This is a genomic window from Lentibacter sp., assembly GCF_965657785.1.
GTDB lineage: Bacteria > Pseudomonadota > Alphaproteobacteria > Rhodobacterales > Rhodobacteraceae > Lentibacter.
Map to the genome: position 1 here is coordinate 56,203 of NZ_CBFHPP010000007.1, position 15,837 is coordinate 72,039.

A 15,837-nucleotide genomic window follows, 5' to 3' on the forward strand; every position below is an offset into this window, starting at 1 on the left:
ATCTCCACCTTTCTTTTTGCCTTAAATATCCTGGGGGTAGGTTTCAAAAGTCTTTGGGCTTTTGAAACTAGGGGGCAAAGCCCCCTACCGGGCGGCGTGCGCAGCACGGTGCAAAACCTTTGCTTCCTTGCTGCGCGGCAATCGTCTAAACCTGCTTCAAACAATAAAAGACCTCTAGATGAAACAAATCCGCCTTATCTCTGGCATATTCACCGTCGGCTTCTGGACCCTGATGAGCCGGATCATGGGGTTTGCGCGTGATATTCTGATTTCCTCCTATATCGGCCCGGGGGCCGTGATGGATGCTTTCGTGGTGGCCTTCCGTCTGCCCAATATGTTCCGCCGTTTCTTTGCCGAAGGGGCCTTCAATGCTGCATTTGTACCGATGTTTTCCAAAAAACTCGAAGCTGGCGAAGACCCCGAGGGGTTTGCCTCTGCAGCCTTAAGTTGGCTCAGTCTGTTGCTTCTTGCCCTTACAGGCGTGGCGCTTGTGTTTATGCCTGCGCTGATTTGGGCCACAGCTGAGGGCTTTGCCGGAGATGAACGCTTTGATATGGCAACAGGCTTTGGCCGGATTGTCTTTCCTTATATTTTCTTTATCTCGCTGGCGGCTCTGTTTTCGGGAGTTTTGAATGCGACGGGCCGCTTTGCTGCGGCTGCGGCTGCGCCTGTGTTGCTCAACATTATTCTCACAGCAGCCATGCTGTTTGCCGCCCAGAGTGGCGGCGCCGTCGCGGTGGCGCTCGTCTGGAGTATTCCTTTCGCAGGCATGGCGCAGCTTGCACTGGTCTATGTCGCCACGCGCCGTGCAGGGCTGCGGATTGTGCCAAAACTTCCACGCCCAAGCCCTGAAATGGGCAAGCTTCTGCGCGTTGCAGTGCCTGCGGCCTTGGCTATGGGTGTTGTCCAGATCAATCTTGTCGTCGGTCAATTGGTGGCCTCAGATTATGAAAAAGCCGTGAGCTGGCTTTACGCTGCGGACCGTCTCTATCAGCTGCCTTTGGGGGTGGTTGGAATTGCGGTCGGGATCGTGCTCTTGCCCGACCTGTCCCGCCGCCTCAAAGCGGGCGATGATGCGGGCGCACAAAACGCCTATTCGCGGGCAACCGAGCTTTCTCTAGCGCTCACACTTCCCTCTGCGGTGGCGCTTATGGTGATCCCCTTGCCGCTCGTGTCGGTGCTTTTTCAACGCGGCAATTTTTCAGGGGATGACGCTGCGGCCACGGCTCTTGCAGTAAGCATTTATGGCCTCGGCCTGCCTGCTTTTGTCTTGCAAAAGACGCTCCAACCGCTCTTCTTTGCCCGCGAAGATACCCAAAGCCCCTTCCGCTATGCTCTGGTTGCGATGGTGGTCAATCTCGTGCTGGCCTTTGGCCTCAAGCCATACCTAGGCTGGCTGGCCCCCGCTGTGGCGGCCACGCTGGCCGCTTGGATTATGGTTGCACAGCTTGGCTTTGGCGCGCGCAAATTCGGCGGTGTCACGCGCCTTGATGCGCGCTTTAAGCAAAGGGTCTGGCGTATTGCCCTGACATCCGCCGCGATGGGGGCGGTTCTCTGGGCGAGCAATCTGGCGCTGTCGCCGCTCTTTATTGCGGGCGGCTGGCGGTATCTCGCGCTTGGCTTGCTGGTTATGATCAGTGTTTTGGCTTATTTCGGCCTCGGCCAGCTCTTTGGCGCGTTTCGTTTGGCTGAATTCAGGTCTGCCTTGCGCCGCGGATAGCGTCGCGAAGACGCTGAAACCCTCCAGGGCTGACCAGAAACGACAGGCCAAACCCGGTGGCAAAGCCGACACACTCGGCAAGCCAGACCCCGTCAGAGCCAAACAGAAGCCCCAACAAAAGACGGATCGCCAGCAAGAACCCAATCAGCTGGAAGGCCCTGATCTGCGGCGCGCCCAGAACGCGCAGCTGAACCCACAAAATATATGTGAAAGCACCGATCAAACCGTAGGCCGCAGGATAGGCTCCGATAAGCACGCCAGCCTCACTCCAGACAAGCCCCCAAACCAGTGCGCCCGAGATTGACGCGGCAAAAAACACAGCCAACACCGCCCACCAGCGGAATCTGTCACCCACATATTTTCCAAGCGCCAGCATGATCGCCGCTGCAAAAATCATATGAGTGAAATTGCCATGCAAAAAGGGATAGCTCATAAAGCGGAGCAAATGGGCTAGCGGCCACTCGCCACGTTCCCACATGATCTGCACAAGGCTGCCAAACACCCCATAGTCTTCAATCGCAGAGACGCGCCAACCGATCCCCATGCGCCCGCCAATCAGACCCGCTTCAGCGGCCGCAAAAAGGGCCTCGACACCCACCATCGCGGCAAAAAGCACCACAACAACGGGAGAAATATCGTTCACAGGGCTTTGCGTGGTCTTCATGTCGGCCTCGGCTTGACGTTGCTTGACCTCCTGAGTAAGCCAGCAGCACCCAGAATTCCAGACGGAGAAATATCATGAGCGATGCGCTCCAGCCGAACGCGGCGTTCAAGAAACGTGTTTTCTCGGGCATCCAGCCGTCAGGCGGTCTGACCCTTGGCAATTATCTCGGCGCGATCAAACGTTTCGTCCAGATGCAAGAAGAAGACTATGAGACAATTTATTGCATGGTCGATCTTCACGCCATCACCGTCTGGCAAGACCCCGCCGCACTGCGTCGTCAGACCCGCGAACTGGCCGCAGGCTTTATTGCTTCGGGCATTGATCCTGCCAAATCGATCCTGTTCAACCAGTCGCAAGTCGCAGAGCACGCCCAACTCGGCTGGATCTTCAACTGCGTCGCGCGCATGGGCTGGATGCAGCGCATGACCCAGTGGAAAGACAAAGCCGGCAAGAATTCTCAAAACGCCTCGCTCGGTCTTTTTGCTTATCCGTCTCTTATGGCGGCGGATATTCTCACCTATCATGCGACACACGTGCCTGTTGGTGAAGACCAGAAGCAGCATCTGGAGCTGACGCGGGACATCGCGATCAAGTTTAACAACGACTACGGGGTAGATTTCTTTCCCGTCACCGAGCCGGTCATCGAGGGGGCTGCCACGCGGGTGATGAGCTTGCGCGATGGCAGCAAGAAAATGTCCAAATCAGATCCGTCTGACGCCTCGCGCATCAATATGACAGATGACGCAGACACGCTCGCCAAGAAAATCCGCAAAGCCAAGACCGACCCTGACGCTTTGCCGTCTGAGGCCGATGGGCTGGAAGGCCGCCCCGAGGCGCGCAATCTGGTGAATATCTATGCCGGCCTTGCGGATATGAGTGTTGACGCGGTGCTCAAGGATGTGGGCGGCAAAGCCTTTTCAGAGTTCAAACCCTTACTTGCCGATTTGGCTGTGGCAAAACTCGCTCCTATTTCGGGCGAGATGGCACGGCTTATGGAAAACGAAGCCGAAATTGATGCGCTATTGCACAAAGGCGCAGACGCGGCCCGCGCGATTGCTGCGCCGATCCTTGAGAAGACTTACGATATCGTGGGCATGGTGCGCTAAAAAAAAGCGCCCCATAAGGGGCGCTGGAGTTGGGGTATCGAATTCTTCGGGACTGGAACAGGAAGAATTCGCTAAGGTAGATCGAAAAAGCAGTAGAAATTGTCTCCTTTTCTGGCGGGTTACATGGGCCTTTGAGACGGCGCGCCAAGGCAGGCGTTAAGCGGCTAGGGCAAACTCGCTCTTGTCGCGCCGCAAAATCAGGCGCGCCATCTCAAAGACGTGGCGGAACAGGCGCTTACGCCGATCTTTCGCAGTTTGCGCATGGCAGATATCCAGAACAATCAAGCGGTTCATTTGCATCAGAGGCCCTGATGCCTGTGTCTGGTATTTCAATTTGATACGCACCTCGATCACGCCAAAGTCGCGGTCGCGACGGGCGCCGACAATCTCTGCCTTGCGGATGATATACTCATCGAGGTCAGACAAAGTGCTGACGCCTGAGGGCGAGATTGGAGTGAACCGGGGGCGCAATATCTGTTCGAATTTTGGACGAGTGACTTTTTGCTGTGTGGTTGCCATGGGCGCTCCTCAAAATTTATTCGTTACAGTGTGGTTGTTACTCGGTCTGTTTTTGCGGCCCACATATGACTGAGCACCTGTATACAAGTGTGCCAAAACACAATGCTTCTGTAAACGTTTTTCTCAAAATATTTTCCCGTGACCGGATTTCATGATTTAAGCATTAACTTTCAAACACTTAAAAACTTGCGCCGGCCCACGATGACCTGTACGCCTGTACACAAGATGAAGAGCTTCAACACATAAGGCGTAGATTCCATGTTCAGATTGGCCGGACGGCAATCCGAGATTCTCAAAGCGATCAGGATTGATATCTGCCTGCAAGACCCCTGCACATCCTGGACCCTCTCCGAGAATGCGCTCGCGAAAAAATACAATGTTTCCAGGACGCCCGTGCGGCAGGTCTTGCAGCTTCTGACCAATGTTCAGCTGGTTGAAACACAATCAGGGGTCAGCACGCAAAGCACCGCCCTCAAGAAAGAAGACCGCATCGCCCATCACATTTTGATGGGAGAGCTGGGAGAAGTCGCCGCGCGGTATGCTTCATCCAAACCGATCAGCCACAAGACCAAGCTGGAGTTTATGACTGTCAAAAACCTCATGCAGATCGAAACAAACCGCTCGGTAGAATTGATGCTTGAGGTATCTGGGCGCACCACTGATGCGCTGGCCAGCGCGATTGAAGACCCGATTGTCTGCTTTGCCCTTCAAGCCGCGCTCTGGCGTATGATTCGCTGGCGTGCCCATGACATCATGACAGGGCAAGGAGAGTCCTGGGAGATGACGGAGCGCAACCTGACAATGCTGGCCGACGCGGCCATGACGGGCACAACCCAAGACCTTCTGATGGGAATCAGCAAGGGCGCAAAACGTCAGGTCGCTGCATTGCGGGCCAGCGCATAGCGGCGCTGTCTGTGCAAAAAGCTTGCATTTCACATCGCATCAGCTAGCTTTCGTTTGGCGCAAAGCGGAAAATCCCGGCTTTGCACTGTGCAAAACCAGCTAAAAAGATTGGTTGGTTGATAAGTGTCACGGCCGCATCGCATTGTGTTCGCGCACCTTGATGTTAGGCTGATACCACGTTGGGGACGTTAAGGGCCCAACCTAACCGCAAGCAAGATGCGGCCGTGACTCTTCGCTCAAATCGACACCTGAGCCAAATAAATCGACGTGTTCGAAACTGTGAACCGCGGCTATGCCTATCTTGACCAAGCCTACCGAATACTCCAACTCACGCACACCTGAGCACGTGTATACACGGTCACACAACCATGGAGGTATGTAAACCACTGATGCGGATTATATAGAAAACGTGAATAATGCTACACATGTGAATACCTGTATACAGGGGAGGGTGGCGCGTGCAAGCCCAATCAGAAATGAAGCGCAGTTTACATTAATATCGACGACCCTGCCCCCTAAGTTACCGCAAAGGCACCCAATTGTGTTGAGGCATGGAGAAACACACCGTATACATGAACTCACATATTCCAGAGGACATAAAAGGCCGCGCACATTATGCACCGAATGGTTGGACAACAGGCCGACATCTTACAAGCGATCCGCACGAAGATCTGCCTCGCTGATCCGCGCGAGCCGATCTGGCTCAAGGAGACGGCTCTGGCAGACGAATTTGGTGTCTCCCGCACGCCGATCCGCCATATCCTGCAACTTCTTGCCAATGCGCAGCTTGTTGAAACCCAAACAGGCCTCGGAACGCAGACCACTGTGCTCACATTGACAGACCTGCCAAAACACTTTGAAACCTATGGCTCGATTTGCAATGTCGCGATCAGCGTCGCCAAAGACGCGCCTGTCCCCCGCAAAACCACATTGGGACTGATGTCGGTTCACAACAGTTTGATGATTGATGACGACCGCTCCCCCGAGGCTTTTGTTGATTTATATGGCCGTATCATTGATGCCATGGCGCATATGATCTCCGATCCGATTATCCGCTTTGCCCATCAGGCGGCCTTCTGGCGGCTCATTCGCTGGCGCACACAAGAAGTCTCTGCAGGCGTTGAAGGCTCTTGGGGGCTTGCCGCGTCAAACCTCGAAACAGCTATAGACGCCGCAACAAACGGCACCGAGCGCGACTTGCTTGGCATTTCGGCCAAAATGGGCCGCAACCATATCGACCGCATGGTGGCCTATTATGACCTCGGCTCAAACGACGGCGCCGACGCCTGACAGCATAGCACCTTGCAGTGCTTGGTCTTCCTATGTGATTTGTTTTCTCCTCAGCTTCGGATCGGGGTCATCACGCCTCTTATGAAGCCGCATGAACCTTACCAAAGCGTAAATGTCCCGCGCCGCACAACGGGCCAAGCGGCGCGCGCGGGGCTTGGCGCCTGATTTGAGGCTTTACCCTGCCTGTGGCCCATTCTAACCTCGGGCAGAACGGGAGGAAGTGTTATGGCCGTCGGAACCAATATCAAAACATATTTCAACGGCGCGTGGCATGAGGGCAATACCCCCATCATCAACGCGGCAGATCATGGCGCTTGGCTTGGCTCTGGCGTGTTTGACGGGGCACGGTTTGTGAACGGGCTGATGCCTGATCTTGATTTGCATTGTGCCCGCGTGAACCGCTCTGCTGAGGCCCTGCTGCTCCAGCCCACCGTTGCGGCTGATGAGATGGTGGAGATCGTCAAGGACGGTTTAAAGAGCTACCCTGTTGCCGCGGCGGTCTATATCCGCCCGATGTATTGGGGCATTGGCGGCGACATCACCGCGATTGTTCCAAGCCGTGAGGAAACAGGCTTTGCCATTTGCCTTGAAGAAATCCCCTTTGCCGCCGACACCGCGAGCACGACCCTGACACAGACCCGCTTTCGCCGCCCTGTGCTTGAGAGCGCGGTTGTGAACGCCAAGGCAGGCTGCCTTTACCCGAACAACGCCCGTATGCTGACCGAGGCGCGCAACAAGGGCTTTGGCAACGCGCTGGTGGCGGATGCTATGGGCAATGTCGCCGAGACGGCCACGGCGAATGTGTTTATGGTCAAGGATGGCGAGGTTTTTACGCCCATCGCCAATGGCACCTTCCTCGCGGGGATCACCCGCGCGCGCCATATGTCAAACCTGCGCTCTGACGGGATGAGCGTGCATGAAACCGTGCTCAGCTTTGACGATTTTCACGAGGCGGATGAAGTGTTTCTCTCGGGCAATATGTCCAAGATTACCCCCGTCACAGCCTTTGACGACACAAGCTATCAAGTCGGCCCGATCACCCGCCGCGCACGGGAGCTTTACTGGGATTGGGCCGCGTCTAACGCAGGATGAGCCATTGCACAGAGGGCGCTGTTGCGTCATTCTGCGCGGCGATGTTGGCTGATGAGGGAGGCTGAAGATGCGGAAGTTTCTTGTTGTGCTGGATGACAGCCGCGAATGCCTGAACGCGATGCGCTTTGCGGCGATGCGGGCGGCCAAGTCGGGCGGCGGCGTTGAAATTCTTGCGGTGATTCCCCCTGAGGAGTTCAACCACTGGATTGGCATTGGCGACATCATGCGCGAGGAGGCCCGCGAGCGGATCCATGCGCATTTTGAAGTCTTCGCAAAGTGGATGCGTGATAGGCAGGGCGTCGACCCTGAGCTCGTCATTCGCGAGGGCGAACCGATCTCTGAAATTCTACAACAAGTGCAGGCCGACGACGAAATCGGCGTGCTTGTTCTGGGCGCAAGCTCGGACAAAAAAGGCCCCGGCCCGCTCGTGACACAGCTCACTCGCAACGCGGGAACTCTTGAAATTCCAATCACCATTGTGCCCGGCGAACTCTCCAAAGAACGCCTCGAAGCCATCACCTAATACGCTGAAAACAGGATATATTATGAGCGATCAAGACAAGAACGACGACAAAAAAGACGACGACAAGAAAAGCGGCAATGTCGGCCAGAAGCTGTTTGAAGCGCGCCAGATCTTGATCTGTGAAGCGATTGATCAGAAGATGGCGAGCCGTGTTGTGGGCCAGCTTCTGGCGCTTGCGGCGGACAGTGACGAGGACATCACGCTCTTTCTCAACAGCCAAGGCGGGCACGTTGAAGCGGGTGATTCGATCCATGATGTGATCCGGTTTATCAAGCCGCGGGTGAAGATTGTGGGCACAGGCTGGGTTGCTTCGGCGGGGACGCATATTTTCCTTGCGGTGGACAAGGAAGACCGTGTTTGCCTGCCCAACACCCGCTTTCTCATTCACCAGCCCTCAGGCGGCGTCGGGGGCAAGGTCACAGACATTGCCATTCAGGCCGAGCAGATCGAAATCATGCGCGCCCGTCTGGCTCGGATCATTTCCGAGCAAACTGGCCAAAAGCTTGAAAAGGTTATGAAAGATATCGAGCGTGACCACTGGATGGACACCAAAGAGGCGATGGATTACGGCATCCTGTCCAAAGTGATCACCCACGCCTCAGAGCTGTGACGCCACTCTATTTTGACCCCAAAAGGCCCGCGTTTGCGGGCCTTTTTTATGCGTAAAACGCCGCACAGGCCCCAATAGGTTAAGATATCCTTGGCCCTGCGTTTTGGCGGGTTAAGCTTTCTGGAAAGGCCAAAAACGGGGGGGTGCAAAGCGTGCACCATGCGTGCACCATGCGTGCACCCCCCAAACACAGCCAAGGTTAACGCAAATTAAGGAAATGCACCGCCCGCAGGCTTAACGCGCCCGAGAGATTTTCTGCTGTCCTGCCGCGTGCCCGCATAGTTTAGAATCATTCCAAAACTTGACTTTGCCCGCCGCGCGCCTCATATCTGAGCAAAGAGATAAGGAACACGCGCCATGTTTATCCAGACAGAATCCACGCCAAACCCCGCCACGCTCAAGTTCTTGCCGGGCCAGACTGTTCTGGCGACAGGCACAGCCGACTTTCCAAGCGCCGAAAGCGCGGCAAGCTCGCCGCTGGCCAGCCGTGTCTATGGCGTTGACGGGGTCACGGGCGTGTTTCTTGGCACAGATTTTGTGACCGTGACAAAAGACGACGCCGTGGCGTGGGACCATATCAAGCCCTCGGTTCTGGGCGCGATCATGGAGCACTTCCAATCGGGCGAACCCGCGCTGTCAGACAGCGGTGCGCCAGCGGCAGGCGGCCATGCCGAGCACACTGGCGAAGACAGCGAAATCGTTGGTCAGATCAAAGAGCTTCTGGACACACGCGTGCGCCCAGCCGTGGCCCAAGACGGCGGCGACATCACCTTTTACGGCTTTGAAAAAGGCGTGGTCTATTTGCATATGCAAGGCGCTTGCGCGGGCTGCCCCTCTTCGACCATCACCCTCAAGATGGGCATCGAGAACTTGCTGCGCCATTATATCCCCGAGGTGACAGAGGTGCGCCCTGTTGCCGTCTGAAACCCTCACACTGGCGTTTGACACATCGGCCGCGCATTGCGCGGCCGCTTTGCTCTTGGGGGAGCAGCTGCTTGGAACGGCTTATGAGCCAATGAAGCGCGGCCAGTCGGAGCGCTTGTTTGTGTTTCTGGAAGAGCTGCTCGCCGCCCATGGCCACATATGGCAAGACGTGGGCAAGATCGGCGTTGGCGTCGGGCCTGGCAATTTTACAGGTATTCGCATTGCTGTTTCGGCGGCGCGCGGGCTTGCGATGTCGCTTGAGATCCCTGCTGTCGGCGTGAGCGGATTTGCGGCGGCGCGGCTTGGCGTCAGTGCCGATACGCCCGTCGCGCTGCCTGCGCCGCAGGAGCAGGTTTATTTTTCAAAAGTCGGAGATGAGGCCGCGCTTATCCCTGCGGCAGAGGCGGGAGCGGCACTTGGGCTGCCTGCGCCACAAGAGCTTGTTGAACGGATCGCGCGGATCGCGGCAGCAACAGAGGCTGCGCCCGCTCCAGCGCCGCTCTATATTCGCGCCGCCGACGCGGCACCTGCAGCGGACCAGCCCCCAAGGATTCTGGATGACGCCTGACGCGCTGGCCGATATTCACGCCGCCTGCTTTCCCGCGCGGCCATGGTCGGCAGAGGAGCTTGCGGCGCTCGCCTCGGAAACAGGCGCAGTGCTTGAGAGCACCTCTATCGGCTTTGCGCTGGCGCGGGTGACGCTGGATGAGGCCGAGCTTCTCACCATCGCGGTTTTGCCCGAGGCGCAGGGGCGCGGCACGGGGCGCAGCCTTTTGGCGGCGCTTGCGGCGCGGCTAACAGACAAAAATGTGGCCCAGCTTTTTCTCGAAGTCGCCGAAGACAACGCGCCCGCCCGCGCGCTTTATGCGCAAGCCGGCTTTGAGGAGGTCGGGCGGCGCAGAGGCTATTATGCGCGCCCGCAAAGCGCGGCTGTGGATGCGCTTGTTTTGCGGCGGCGCTTGCGCGCTCCCTGAGCTTTAACCTTAGGTCACCCCTTAAGAATCGGTTGACCCTGTGCTCTGAAAGCGCCCTAATATCCCATTAGCATTTTTTACTTTGCAACCCTCGCGGCATGACACTTTGTGCTGCGCAATACCAAAACGGGAGAGACCCATGAGCCTCATTCAGAAACTTCTTGGCGCGTCAGCCGCCCTTGCGCTGAGCGCTGGCGCAGCCTTGGCCGAGCCAGCCCTGATCTATGATCTTGGTGGTAAGTTTGACAAATCTTTCAACGAAGCGGCTTTTAACGGCGCCGAGCGTTGGGCCAAAGAAACAGGCGGCACCTATCGCGAGATCGAGCTTCAATCAGAAGCCCAGCGCGAGCAAGCGCTCCGCCGCTTTGCAGAAGCCGGTGCCAACCCTGTTGTGACCACGGGCTTTGCCATTGCTTCGGCCATGGAAGAAGTTGCGAAAGACTATCCTGACACGAAATTTGTCAATATTGACGGTTGGTTGCCAGAAATCCCTGCCAACGTGCAGCTGATTGCCTTTCAAGAGCACCAAGGCTCCTACCTTGTCGGTATGATGGCGGCGATGGCGAGCAAGACAAACACTGTCGGCTTTATCGGCGGTATGGATGTTCCACTCATTCGCCACTTTGGCTGCGGCTTTGCCCAAGGCGCCAAATCTGTGAACGCCGATATCAATATCGTAGCGAACATGACAGGCACAACGCCAACAGCATGGAACGACCCCGTGAAAGGCTCCGAGCTTGCCAAGGCGCAGATCAGCCAAGGCGCAGACGTGATCTATGCGGCGGCGGGCGGCACAGGCGTCGGCGTATTGCAGACAGCGGCTGACGAGGGCATCCTCTCGATTGGTGTCGACAGCAACCAGAACCACCTGCACTCAGGCAAGGTTCTGACCTCTATGCTGAAGCGCGTCGATGTGGCCGTTTATAACGCCATGACAGCGGGCGAAGGCCTTGAAACAGGCGGTATGACCGTGCTTGGCCTTGCGGATGACGGCGTTGGCGTCGCGATGGACGAGCACAACGCGGCGCTTGTGACTGCCGAGATGACAGCCGCCGTGGAAGCGGCGCGCGCGCAGATCATTGCGGGCGATCTGAATGTTGTGAGCTACTATGAAAACGACAGCTGCCCAGCGATCCAGTTCTGATTTGGGCAGAGTGTAAGACCAGAGGCCGCCCGAGAGATTGGGCGGCCTTTTCGCTCCGATGGGCGGAGTTTGGGGGATAAGATGACAGAACCGGCGATTGAGCTTAAGGGCATTTCCAAATCTTTTGGCCCTGTTGAGGCCAATAAGGATATTTCGATCCGTGTGATGCCCGGAACGATCCACGGGATCATCGGCGAGAACGGCGCGGGAAAATCGACGCTGATGTCTATCCTCTTTGGCTTTTACAAGGCCGATAAGGGCGAGATCTTTATTCACGGTGAGAAGACCGAGATCCCCGACAGCCAAGCCGCGATTGCGGCGGGGATCGGGATGGTGTTTCAGCATTTCAAGCTGGTGGAGAATTTCACTGTTCTGGAAAATGTGATCCTTGGCGCGGAAGATGGCGGGCTGTTGCGGCCCTCGCTGGCCAAGGCGCGCAAGAGTTTGAAAGAGCTGGCGGAGGAATACGAGCTTCATGTCGATCCTGACGCGCTCATTCAGGATATTGGCGTGGGCCGCCAGCAGCGCGTGGAAATCCTCAAGGCGCTTTATCGCAAGGCGGATATTCTTATTCTGGACGAGCCGACAGGGGTTTTGACGCCTGCGGAGGCCGACCAGCTCTTTCGCATTCTCAACCGCCTGCGCGAAGAGGGCAAAACCATCATTCTGATCACCCATAAGTTGCGCGAAATTATGGAGATCACCGATACTGTGAGTGTCATGCGGCGCGGCCAGATGACTGCGACGGTGAAGACGGCCGAGACCAGCCCCGCGCAGTTGGCAGAGCTTATGGTGGGGCGGAAAGTCTTGCTCAGGGTCGATAAAAAGCCCGCCGCGCCCAAGGAGACGGTGCTTGATGTGCAAGACCTGCGGGTGACGGACAGCAAGGGCGTGGCCCGCCTCAAGGGCATTTCGCTCACCCTGCGCGCGGGCGAGATCCTCGGGATTGCGGGTGTTTCGGGCAACGGGCAGAGTGAGCTTCTGGAAGTCTTGGGCGGGATGCAAAACGGCACCGGAACGGTGCGCGTCAACGGCGAAGAGATCGACCTCACGGGGCGCGCCTCGGACGGGCAGTCGCGGCGGGCGCGCGGCATTGCCCATGTGCCCGAAGACCGCCAGCGCGAGGGGCTGATCATGGAGTTCAGCGCTTGGGAAAACACGATTTTCGGCTATCACCGTGACCCTGCCTTTCAGCGCGGGCCCTTTATGGACAACGCCAAAATCATCGAGGACGCCAAGGGCAAGATCGAGCGCTTTGATGTGCGCCCGCCAGATGCGAGACTTGCGGCCAAGAACTTCTCGGGCGGCAACCAGCAAAAGCTGGTTCTGGCGCGCGAAATGGAGCGCAACCCCGATCTGCTTCTGATCGGGCAGCCGACACGCGGCGTGGATATTGGCGCTATCGAATTTATTCACCAACAGATCATCGCGCTGCGCGACGCGGGCAAGGCGATCTTGCTGGTGAGTGTGGAGCTGGAAGAAATCCTCTCGCTCTCAGACCGTATCGCCGTCATGTTTGACGGGCAGATCATGGGCGAGCGCCTGCCAGAGGCGACCGACGAAAAAGAGCTCGGGATGATGATGGCGGGTATGAGCACAACAGACACAGACGGAGCGGCGGCCTAATGGAAAAGATGCCAAAATGGGCGGATGCCACACTTGTGCCGCTGATCTCGCTTTTGCTCGCGGCGCTCCTCTCGGCGCTTGTGATCCTCGCCATCGGGGAAGACCCTGTGGCCGCGCTCAAACTCATGGTGGACGGCGCACTGATGCGCTCTTCGGGCTGGGGCTATACGCTGTATTACGCCACCAATTTTATCTTTACCGGTCTGGCTGTTTCTGTCGCCTTTCATGCGCGGCTCTTTAACATCGGCGGTGAGGGGCAGGCTATGCTGGCGGGCCTTGGTGTCGCGCTTTGCTGTCTCTATATCCCTTGGCCGCATTGGAGCCTCGCGCTGCTTGGCGCATCTGTTTTTGCGGGGCTGTTTGGCGCGGCTTGGGCTTTGATCCCGGCCTATCTTCAGGCCAAGCGCGGCTCTCACATTGTGATCACCACGATCATGTTCAACTATATCGCCTTTTCTGTGCTGGGATATATGCTTGTCAATGTGCTGCGCCCTGCCCGCGCCATGGAGCCGGCCTCGCCCCGCTTTCCAGAGGCGACCAACCTGCCGACCTTTGAAGATATGTTTTCCACGGCGGCGGCCCCTCTTTTCAAGAGCGCGCCTGTCAATGTGAGCTTCTTTGTGGCGCTTGCGGCCTGTGTGTTTGTTTATTTCCTGATTTGGCGCACCAAGCTGGGCTATGAAATACGCCACTTCGGCTTTTCCGAAACGGCGGCCAATTATGCAGGCACATCGGCGGTGCGCATCACTGTGATTGCCATGCTGATTTCGGGCGCGCTGGCGGGGCTTATGGCTGTGAACACAACTCAGGGCGAGGCTGAACGGCTGATCCTCAACTCGACCGAGGGCGCAGGCTTTATCGGCATTGCCGTCGCGCTGATGGGGCGCAACCATCCTTTTGGGGTGCTGCTTGCCGCGCTCTTGTTTGGCTTTCTCTATCAGGGCGGGGCCGAGCTTGCGCTCTGGACCAATATTCCGCGTGAGTTGATCACGGTGATTCAGGCGCTCGTCATTCTCTTTACAGGCGCGCTTGATCATATGGTGCGCGCCCCGCTGGAGCGGGTGTTTCTCGCCCTGCGCAATAAGAAGGAGGCGCTGTGATGGAGTTTCTCACTGTTATTCAAGTGCTTGATAGCACCATGCGCCTTGCCACGCCGCTTTTGCTGGCCTGTCTTGCGGGGCTCTATTCCGAGCGCGCAGGGATTTTTGACATCGGCCTTGAAGGCAAAATGCTGGCGGCGGCGCTGTTTTCGGCGGCGGTGGCTTTTGCCTCGGGCAATGTCTGGCTCGGGATGCTGGCAGGGATTGGTGCGTCGATGGCGCTTTCGCTTGTTCATGGCGTCGCCTCGATCACCTTTCGCGGCAACCAGCTGATCTCTGGTGTGGCGATCAACTTTCTGGCCTCGGGTCTTACTGTTCTGATTGCGCAGGACTGGTTTGCCCAAGGCGGGCGCACGCCCTCGCTCACGGGGGCGGCGCGGTTTGAGCCGATCACCTTGCCGGGCGCGCTGACGCGTGTGCGCGATATTGCCGAGGCGGGGCCTGTGATGCAGGTCTATTCCGAGCTGATTTCAGGCCATACGATCATTGTCTATCTGTCGCTCTTGCTTGTGCCGCTGACCTGGTGGGTTCTGTTTCGCACGCGCTTTGGCCTTCGCCTGCGTGCCGTGGGCGAGAACCCTGCGGCTGTAGATACGGCGGGGATTTCTGTTGTGAAGCTGCGCTTTGCCGCGGTTATGATCTGCGGTATTCTCTGCGGGATTGCGGGAGCCTATCTGGCGACGGCCTTGCAGGCGCAATTTGTCAAAGAGATGACGGCGGGGCGCGGGTTTATTGCGCTGGCGGCGCTTATTTTTGCCAAGTGGCGGCCATGGCACGCGCTTTCGGCCTGTCTTTTGTTCGGGCTGTTGCAGGCTGTTGCGGTGCGCTTTCAGAGCTTTGATGTGGCGGGGGTCACGGTGCCTGTGCAGTTTATGGAGGCGCTGCCCTATATTCTCACGGTGGTTATTCTGGCGGGGTTTGTCGGCAAGGCGATTCCGCCGCGCGCGGGGGGCGAGCCTTATGTGAAGGAGCGTTAAGCGCCCGCCACATAGCGCCAGCAGCCGCCGCAATAGCGCCAGCAGCAGCCGCAATAGCGCCAGCTTAAGTAAATAGATGTTTCCAGCTGCAATATGCGGGTTGTTGCCCTTGCCAATGGCCCGAAGCTGACGCTAGGAGAGGGTATGATGATATACCTGCCCATCGCCGAGGTTTCGGTCAACGCCTTTGTCCTTTTGGGGCTGGGCGGGATTGTGGGCATTCTGTCGGGGATGTTCGGGGTTGGTGGCGGCTTTCTGATGACGCCGCTTTTGTTCTTTATCGGCATTCCCCCCGCGGTGGCTGTGGCCACAGAAGCCAACCAGATTGTCGCCTCCTCCTTTTCGGGGGTGCTTGCGCACCTCAAACGCAAAACCGTTGATCTGAAGATGGGCACGGTCTTGCTTGTTGGCGGGCTTATGGGCGCGGCGATCGGGGTTGTGATCTTTAATTATCTCAAGGCTTTGGGGCAAGTCGATCTCTTGGTGCGGCTTTGCTATGTGGTCTTTCTCGGTGTTGTTGGCGGACTGATGTTTGTTGAAAGCCTCAACGCCATCCGCCGCGCCAAAGGCGCAACCGGCGCGCCCAAGCGCCGCCGCCAGCGCGGCTGGATTTCCAAGATGCCGATGAAGATGCGGTTTCACACCTCAGGGCTTTATATCTCTGT

General features: G+C 57.4%; 17 protein-coding genes. 15 read left to right on the top strand and 2 right to left on the bottom strand.

What is annotated here, in order from left to right:
- Positions 1-178 precede the first annotated feature (178 nt).
- Positions 179-1,720, top strand: coding sequence for a murein biosynthesis integral membrane protein MurJ (gene murJ / locus ACTF58_RS06330; RefSeq protein WP_438991129.1), 1,542 nt, complete (start codon positions 179-181; stop codon positions 1,718-1,720).
- Here murJ and ACTF58_RS06335 read toward each other — a convergent pair.
- Positions 1,695-2,384: a rhomboid family intramembrane serine protease gene (locus ACTF58_RS06335; protein ID WP_438991130.1), complete on the bottom strand. Its 690-nt coding sequence runs from the start codon at positions 2,382-2,384 to the stop codon at positions 1,695-1,697. The genes murJ and ACTF58_RS06335 overlap by 26 nt on opposite strands.
- A gap of 74 nt (positions 2,385-2,458) precedes the next feature.
- On the opposite strand from ACTF58_RS06335, the gene trpS reads away from it, so the two are divergent.
- Positions 2,459-3,490 carry a tryptophan--tRNA ligase gene (gene trpS, locus ACTF58_RS06340; protein WP_438991131.1) on the top strand — a complete coding sequence of 344 codons (1,032 nt, stop codon included), beginning with the start codon at positions 2,459-2,461 and terminating at the stop codon, positions 3,488-3,490.
- Between the two features lie 156 nt (positions 3,491-3,646).
- Here the strand turns inward: trpS and ACTF58_RS06345 are convergent, their stop codons facing one another.
- A complete protein-coding gene (locus tag ACTF58_RS06345) occupies positions 3,647-4,009 on the bottom strand; it encodes a hypothetical protein (protein ID WP_438991132.1) in 363 nt (120 codons plus the stop codon).
- A 258-nt stretch (positions 4,010-4,267) separates the two neighbouring features.
- On the opposite strand from ACTF58_RS06345, the gene ACTF58_RS06350 reads away from it, so the two are divergent.
- From ACTF58_RS06350 to ACTF58_RS06410, 13 genes are all read left to right on the top strand, one after another.
- On the top strand, positions 4,268-4,912 hold the full coding sequence (locus tag ACTF58_RS06350; RefSeq protein ID WP_438991133.1) for a GntR family transcriptional regulator: 645 nt from the start codon (positions 4,268-4,270) through the stop codon (positions 4,910-4,912).
- A gap of 615 nt (positions 4,913-5,527) precedes the next feature.
- Positions 5,528-6,202: a GntR family transcriptional regulator gene (locus ACTF58_RS06355; RefSeq protein WP_438991134.1), complete on the top strand. Its 675-nt coding sequence runs from the start codon at positions 5,528-5,530 to the stop codon at positions 6,200-6,202.
- 225 nt (positions 6,203-6,427) lie between these two features.
- Complete coding sequence (locus ACTF58_RS06360; RefSeq protein WP_438991135.1) at positions 6,428-7,294, top strand: branched-chain amino acid aminotransferase; 867 nt, start codon at positions 6,428-6,430, stop codon at positions 7,292-7,294.
- A 67-nt stretch (positions 7,295-7,361) separates the two neighbouring features.
- Positions 7,362-7,817 (top strand): universal stress protein, encoded by a 456-nt coding sequence (locus ACTF58_RS06365; RefSeq protein WP_438991136.1) that lies wholly within the window; start codon positions 7,362-7,364, stop codon positions 7,815-7,817.
- Positions 7,818-7,839: 22 nt separating this feature from the next.
- Positions 7,840-8,427, top strand: coding sequence for an ATP-dependent Clp protease proteolytic subunit (locus ACTF58_RS06370; RefSeq protein ID WP_438991137.1), 588 nt, complete (start codon positions 7,840-7,842; stop codon positions 8,425-8,427).
- Between the two features lie 357 nt (positions 8,428-8,784).
- Positions 8,785-9,351, top strand: a complete 567-nt coding sequence (locus tag ACTF58_RS06375) for a NifU family protein (protein ID WP_438991138.1) — start codon at positions 8,785-8,787, stop codon at positions 9,349-9,351.
- Complete coding sequence (gene tsaB / locus ACTF58_RS06380) at positions 9,341-9,919, top strand: tRNA (adenosine(37)-N6)-threonylcarbamoyltransferase complex dimerization subunit type 1 TsaB (protein ID WP_438991139.1); 579 nt, start codon at positions 9,341-9,343, stop codon at positions 9,917-9,919. The genes ACTF58_RS06375 and tsaB overlap by 11 nt, the downstream gene beginning before the upstream one ends.
- Positions 9,909-10,325 carry a ribosomal protein S18-alanine N-acetyltransferase gene (gene rimI / locus ACTF58_RS06385; protein WP_438991140.1) on the top strand — a complete coding sequence of 139 codons (417 nt, stop codon included), beginning with the start codon at positions 9,909-9,911 and terminating at the stop codon, positions 10,323-10,325. The genes tsaB and rimI overlap by 11 nt, the downstream gene beginning before the upstream one ends.
- A 139-nt stretch (positions 10,326-10,464) precedes the next feature.
- Positions 10,465-11,469 (top strand): BMP family lipoprotein, encoded by a 1,005-nt coding sequence (locus ACTF58_RS06390; RefSeq protein ID WP_438991141.1) that lies wholly within the window; start codon positions 10,465-10,467, stop codon positions 11,467-11,469.
- Positions 11,470-11,550: 81 nt separating this feature from the next.
- Positions 11,551-13,095, top strand: a complete 1,545-nt coding sequence (locus ACTF58_RS06395) for an ABC transporter ATP-binding protein (RefSeq protein WP_438991142.1) — start codon at positions 11,551-11,553, stop codon at positions 13,093-13,095.
- On the top strand, positions 13,095-14,195 hold the full coding sequence (locus tag ACTF58_RS06400) for an ABC transporter permease (protein ID WP_438991143.1): 1,101 nt from the start codon (positions 13,095-13,097) through the stop codon (positions 14,193-14,195). Before ACTF58_RS06395 ends, ACTF58_RS06400 begins: the two co-directional genes overlap by 1 nt.
- Positions 14,195-15,172 (top strand): ABC transporter permease, encoded by a 978-nt coding sequence (locus ACTF58_RS06405; RefSeq protein WP_438991144.1) that lies wholly within the window; start codon positions 14,195-14,197, stop codon positions 15,170-15,172. Before ACTF58_RS06400 ends, ACTF58_RS06405 begins: the two co-directional genes overlap by 1 nt.
- Positions 15,173-15,316: 144 nt before the next feature.
- Positions 15,317-15,837, top strand: a 521-nt coding sequence (locus ACTF58_RS06410) for a sulfite exporter TauE/SafE family protein (RefSeq protein WP_438991145.1), incomplete at its 3' end; no start/stop codon positions are given.

Excerpts from the sequence above, each read along its gene's own strand:
- ACTF58_RS06370 (WP_438991137.1), top strand. The coding sequence starts at position 7,840 with ATGAGCGATCAAGACAAGAACGACGACAAAAAAGACGACGACAAGAAA.
- trpS (WP_438991131.1), top strand. The coding sequence starts at position 2,459 with ATGAGCGATGCGCTCCAGCCGAACGCGGCGTTCAAGAAACGTGTTTTC.
- ACTF58_RS06405 (WP_438991144.1), top strand. The coding sequence starts at position 14,195 with ATGGAGTTTCTCACTGTTATTCAAGTGCTTGATAGCACCATGCGCCTT.
- ACTF58_RS06365 (WP_438991136.1), top strand. The coding sequence starts at position 7,362 with ATGCGGAAGTTTCTTGTTGTGCTGGATGACAGCCGCGAATGCCTGAAC.
- ACTF58_RS06355 (WP_438991134.1), top strand. The coding sequence starts at position 5,528 with ATGCACCGAATGGTTGGACAACAGGCCGACATCTTACAAGCGATCCGC.
- ACTF58_RS06360 (WP_438991135.1), top strand. The coding sequence starts at position 6,428 with ATGGCCGTCGGAACCAATATCAAAACATATTTCAACGGCGCGTGGCAT.
- ACTF58_RS06400 (WP_438991143.1), top strand. The coding sequence starts at position 13,095 with ATGGAAAAGATGCCAAAATGGGCGGATGCCACACTTGTGCCGCTGATC.
- ACTF58_RS06375 (WP_438991138.1), top strand. The coding sequence starts at position 8,785 with ATGTTTATCCAGACAGAATCCACGCCAAACCCCGCCACGCTCAAGTTC.
- rimI (WP_438991140.1), top strand. The coding sequence starts at position 9,909 with ATGACGCCTGACGCGCTGGCCGATATTCACGCCGCCTGCTTTCCCGCG.
- ACTF58_RS06395 (WP_438991142.1), top strand. The coding sequence starts at position 11,551 with ATGACAGAACCGGCGATTGAGCTTAAGGGCATTTCCAAATCTTTTGGC.
- ACTF58_RS06345 (WP_438991132.1), bottom strand. The coding sequence starts at position 4,009 with ATGGCAACCACACAGCAAAAAGTCACTCGTCCAAAATTCGAACAGATA.
- murJ (WP_438991129.1), top strand. The coding sequence starts at position 179 with ATGAAACAAATCCGCCTTATCTCTGGCATATTCACCGTCGGCTTCTGG.
- ACTF58_RS06350 (WP_438991133.1), top strand. The coding sequence starts at position 4,268 with ATGTTCAGATTGGCCGGACGGCAATCCGAGATTCTCAAAGCGATCAGG.
- ACTF58_RS06390 (WP_438991141.1), top strand. The coding sequence starts at position 10,465 with ATGAGCCTCATTCAGAAACTTCTTGGCGCGTCAGCCGCCCTTGCGCTG.
- ACTF58_RS06335 (WP_438991130.1), bottom strand. The coding sequence starts at position 2,384 with ATGAAGACCACGCAAAGCCCTGTGAACGATATTTCTCCCGTTGTTGTG.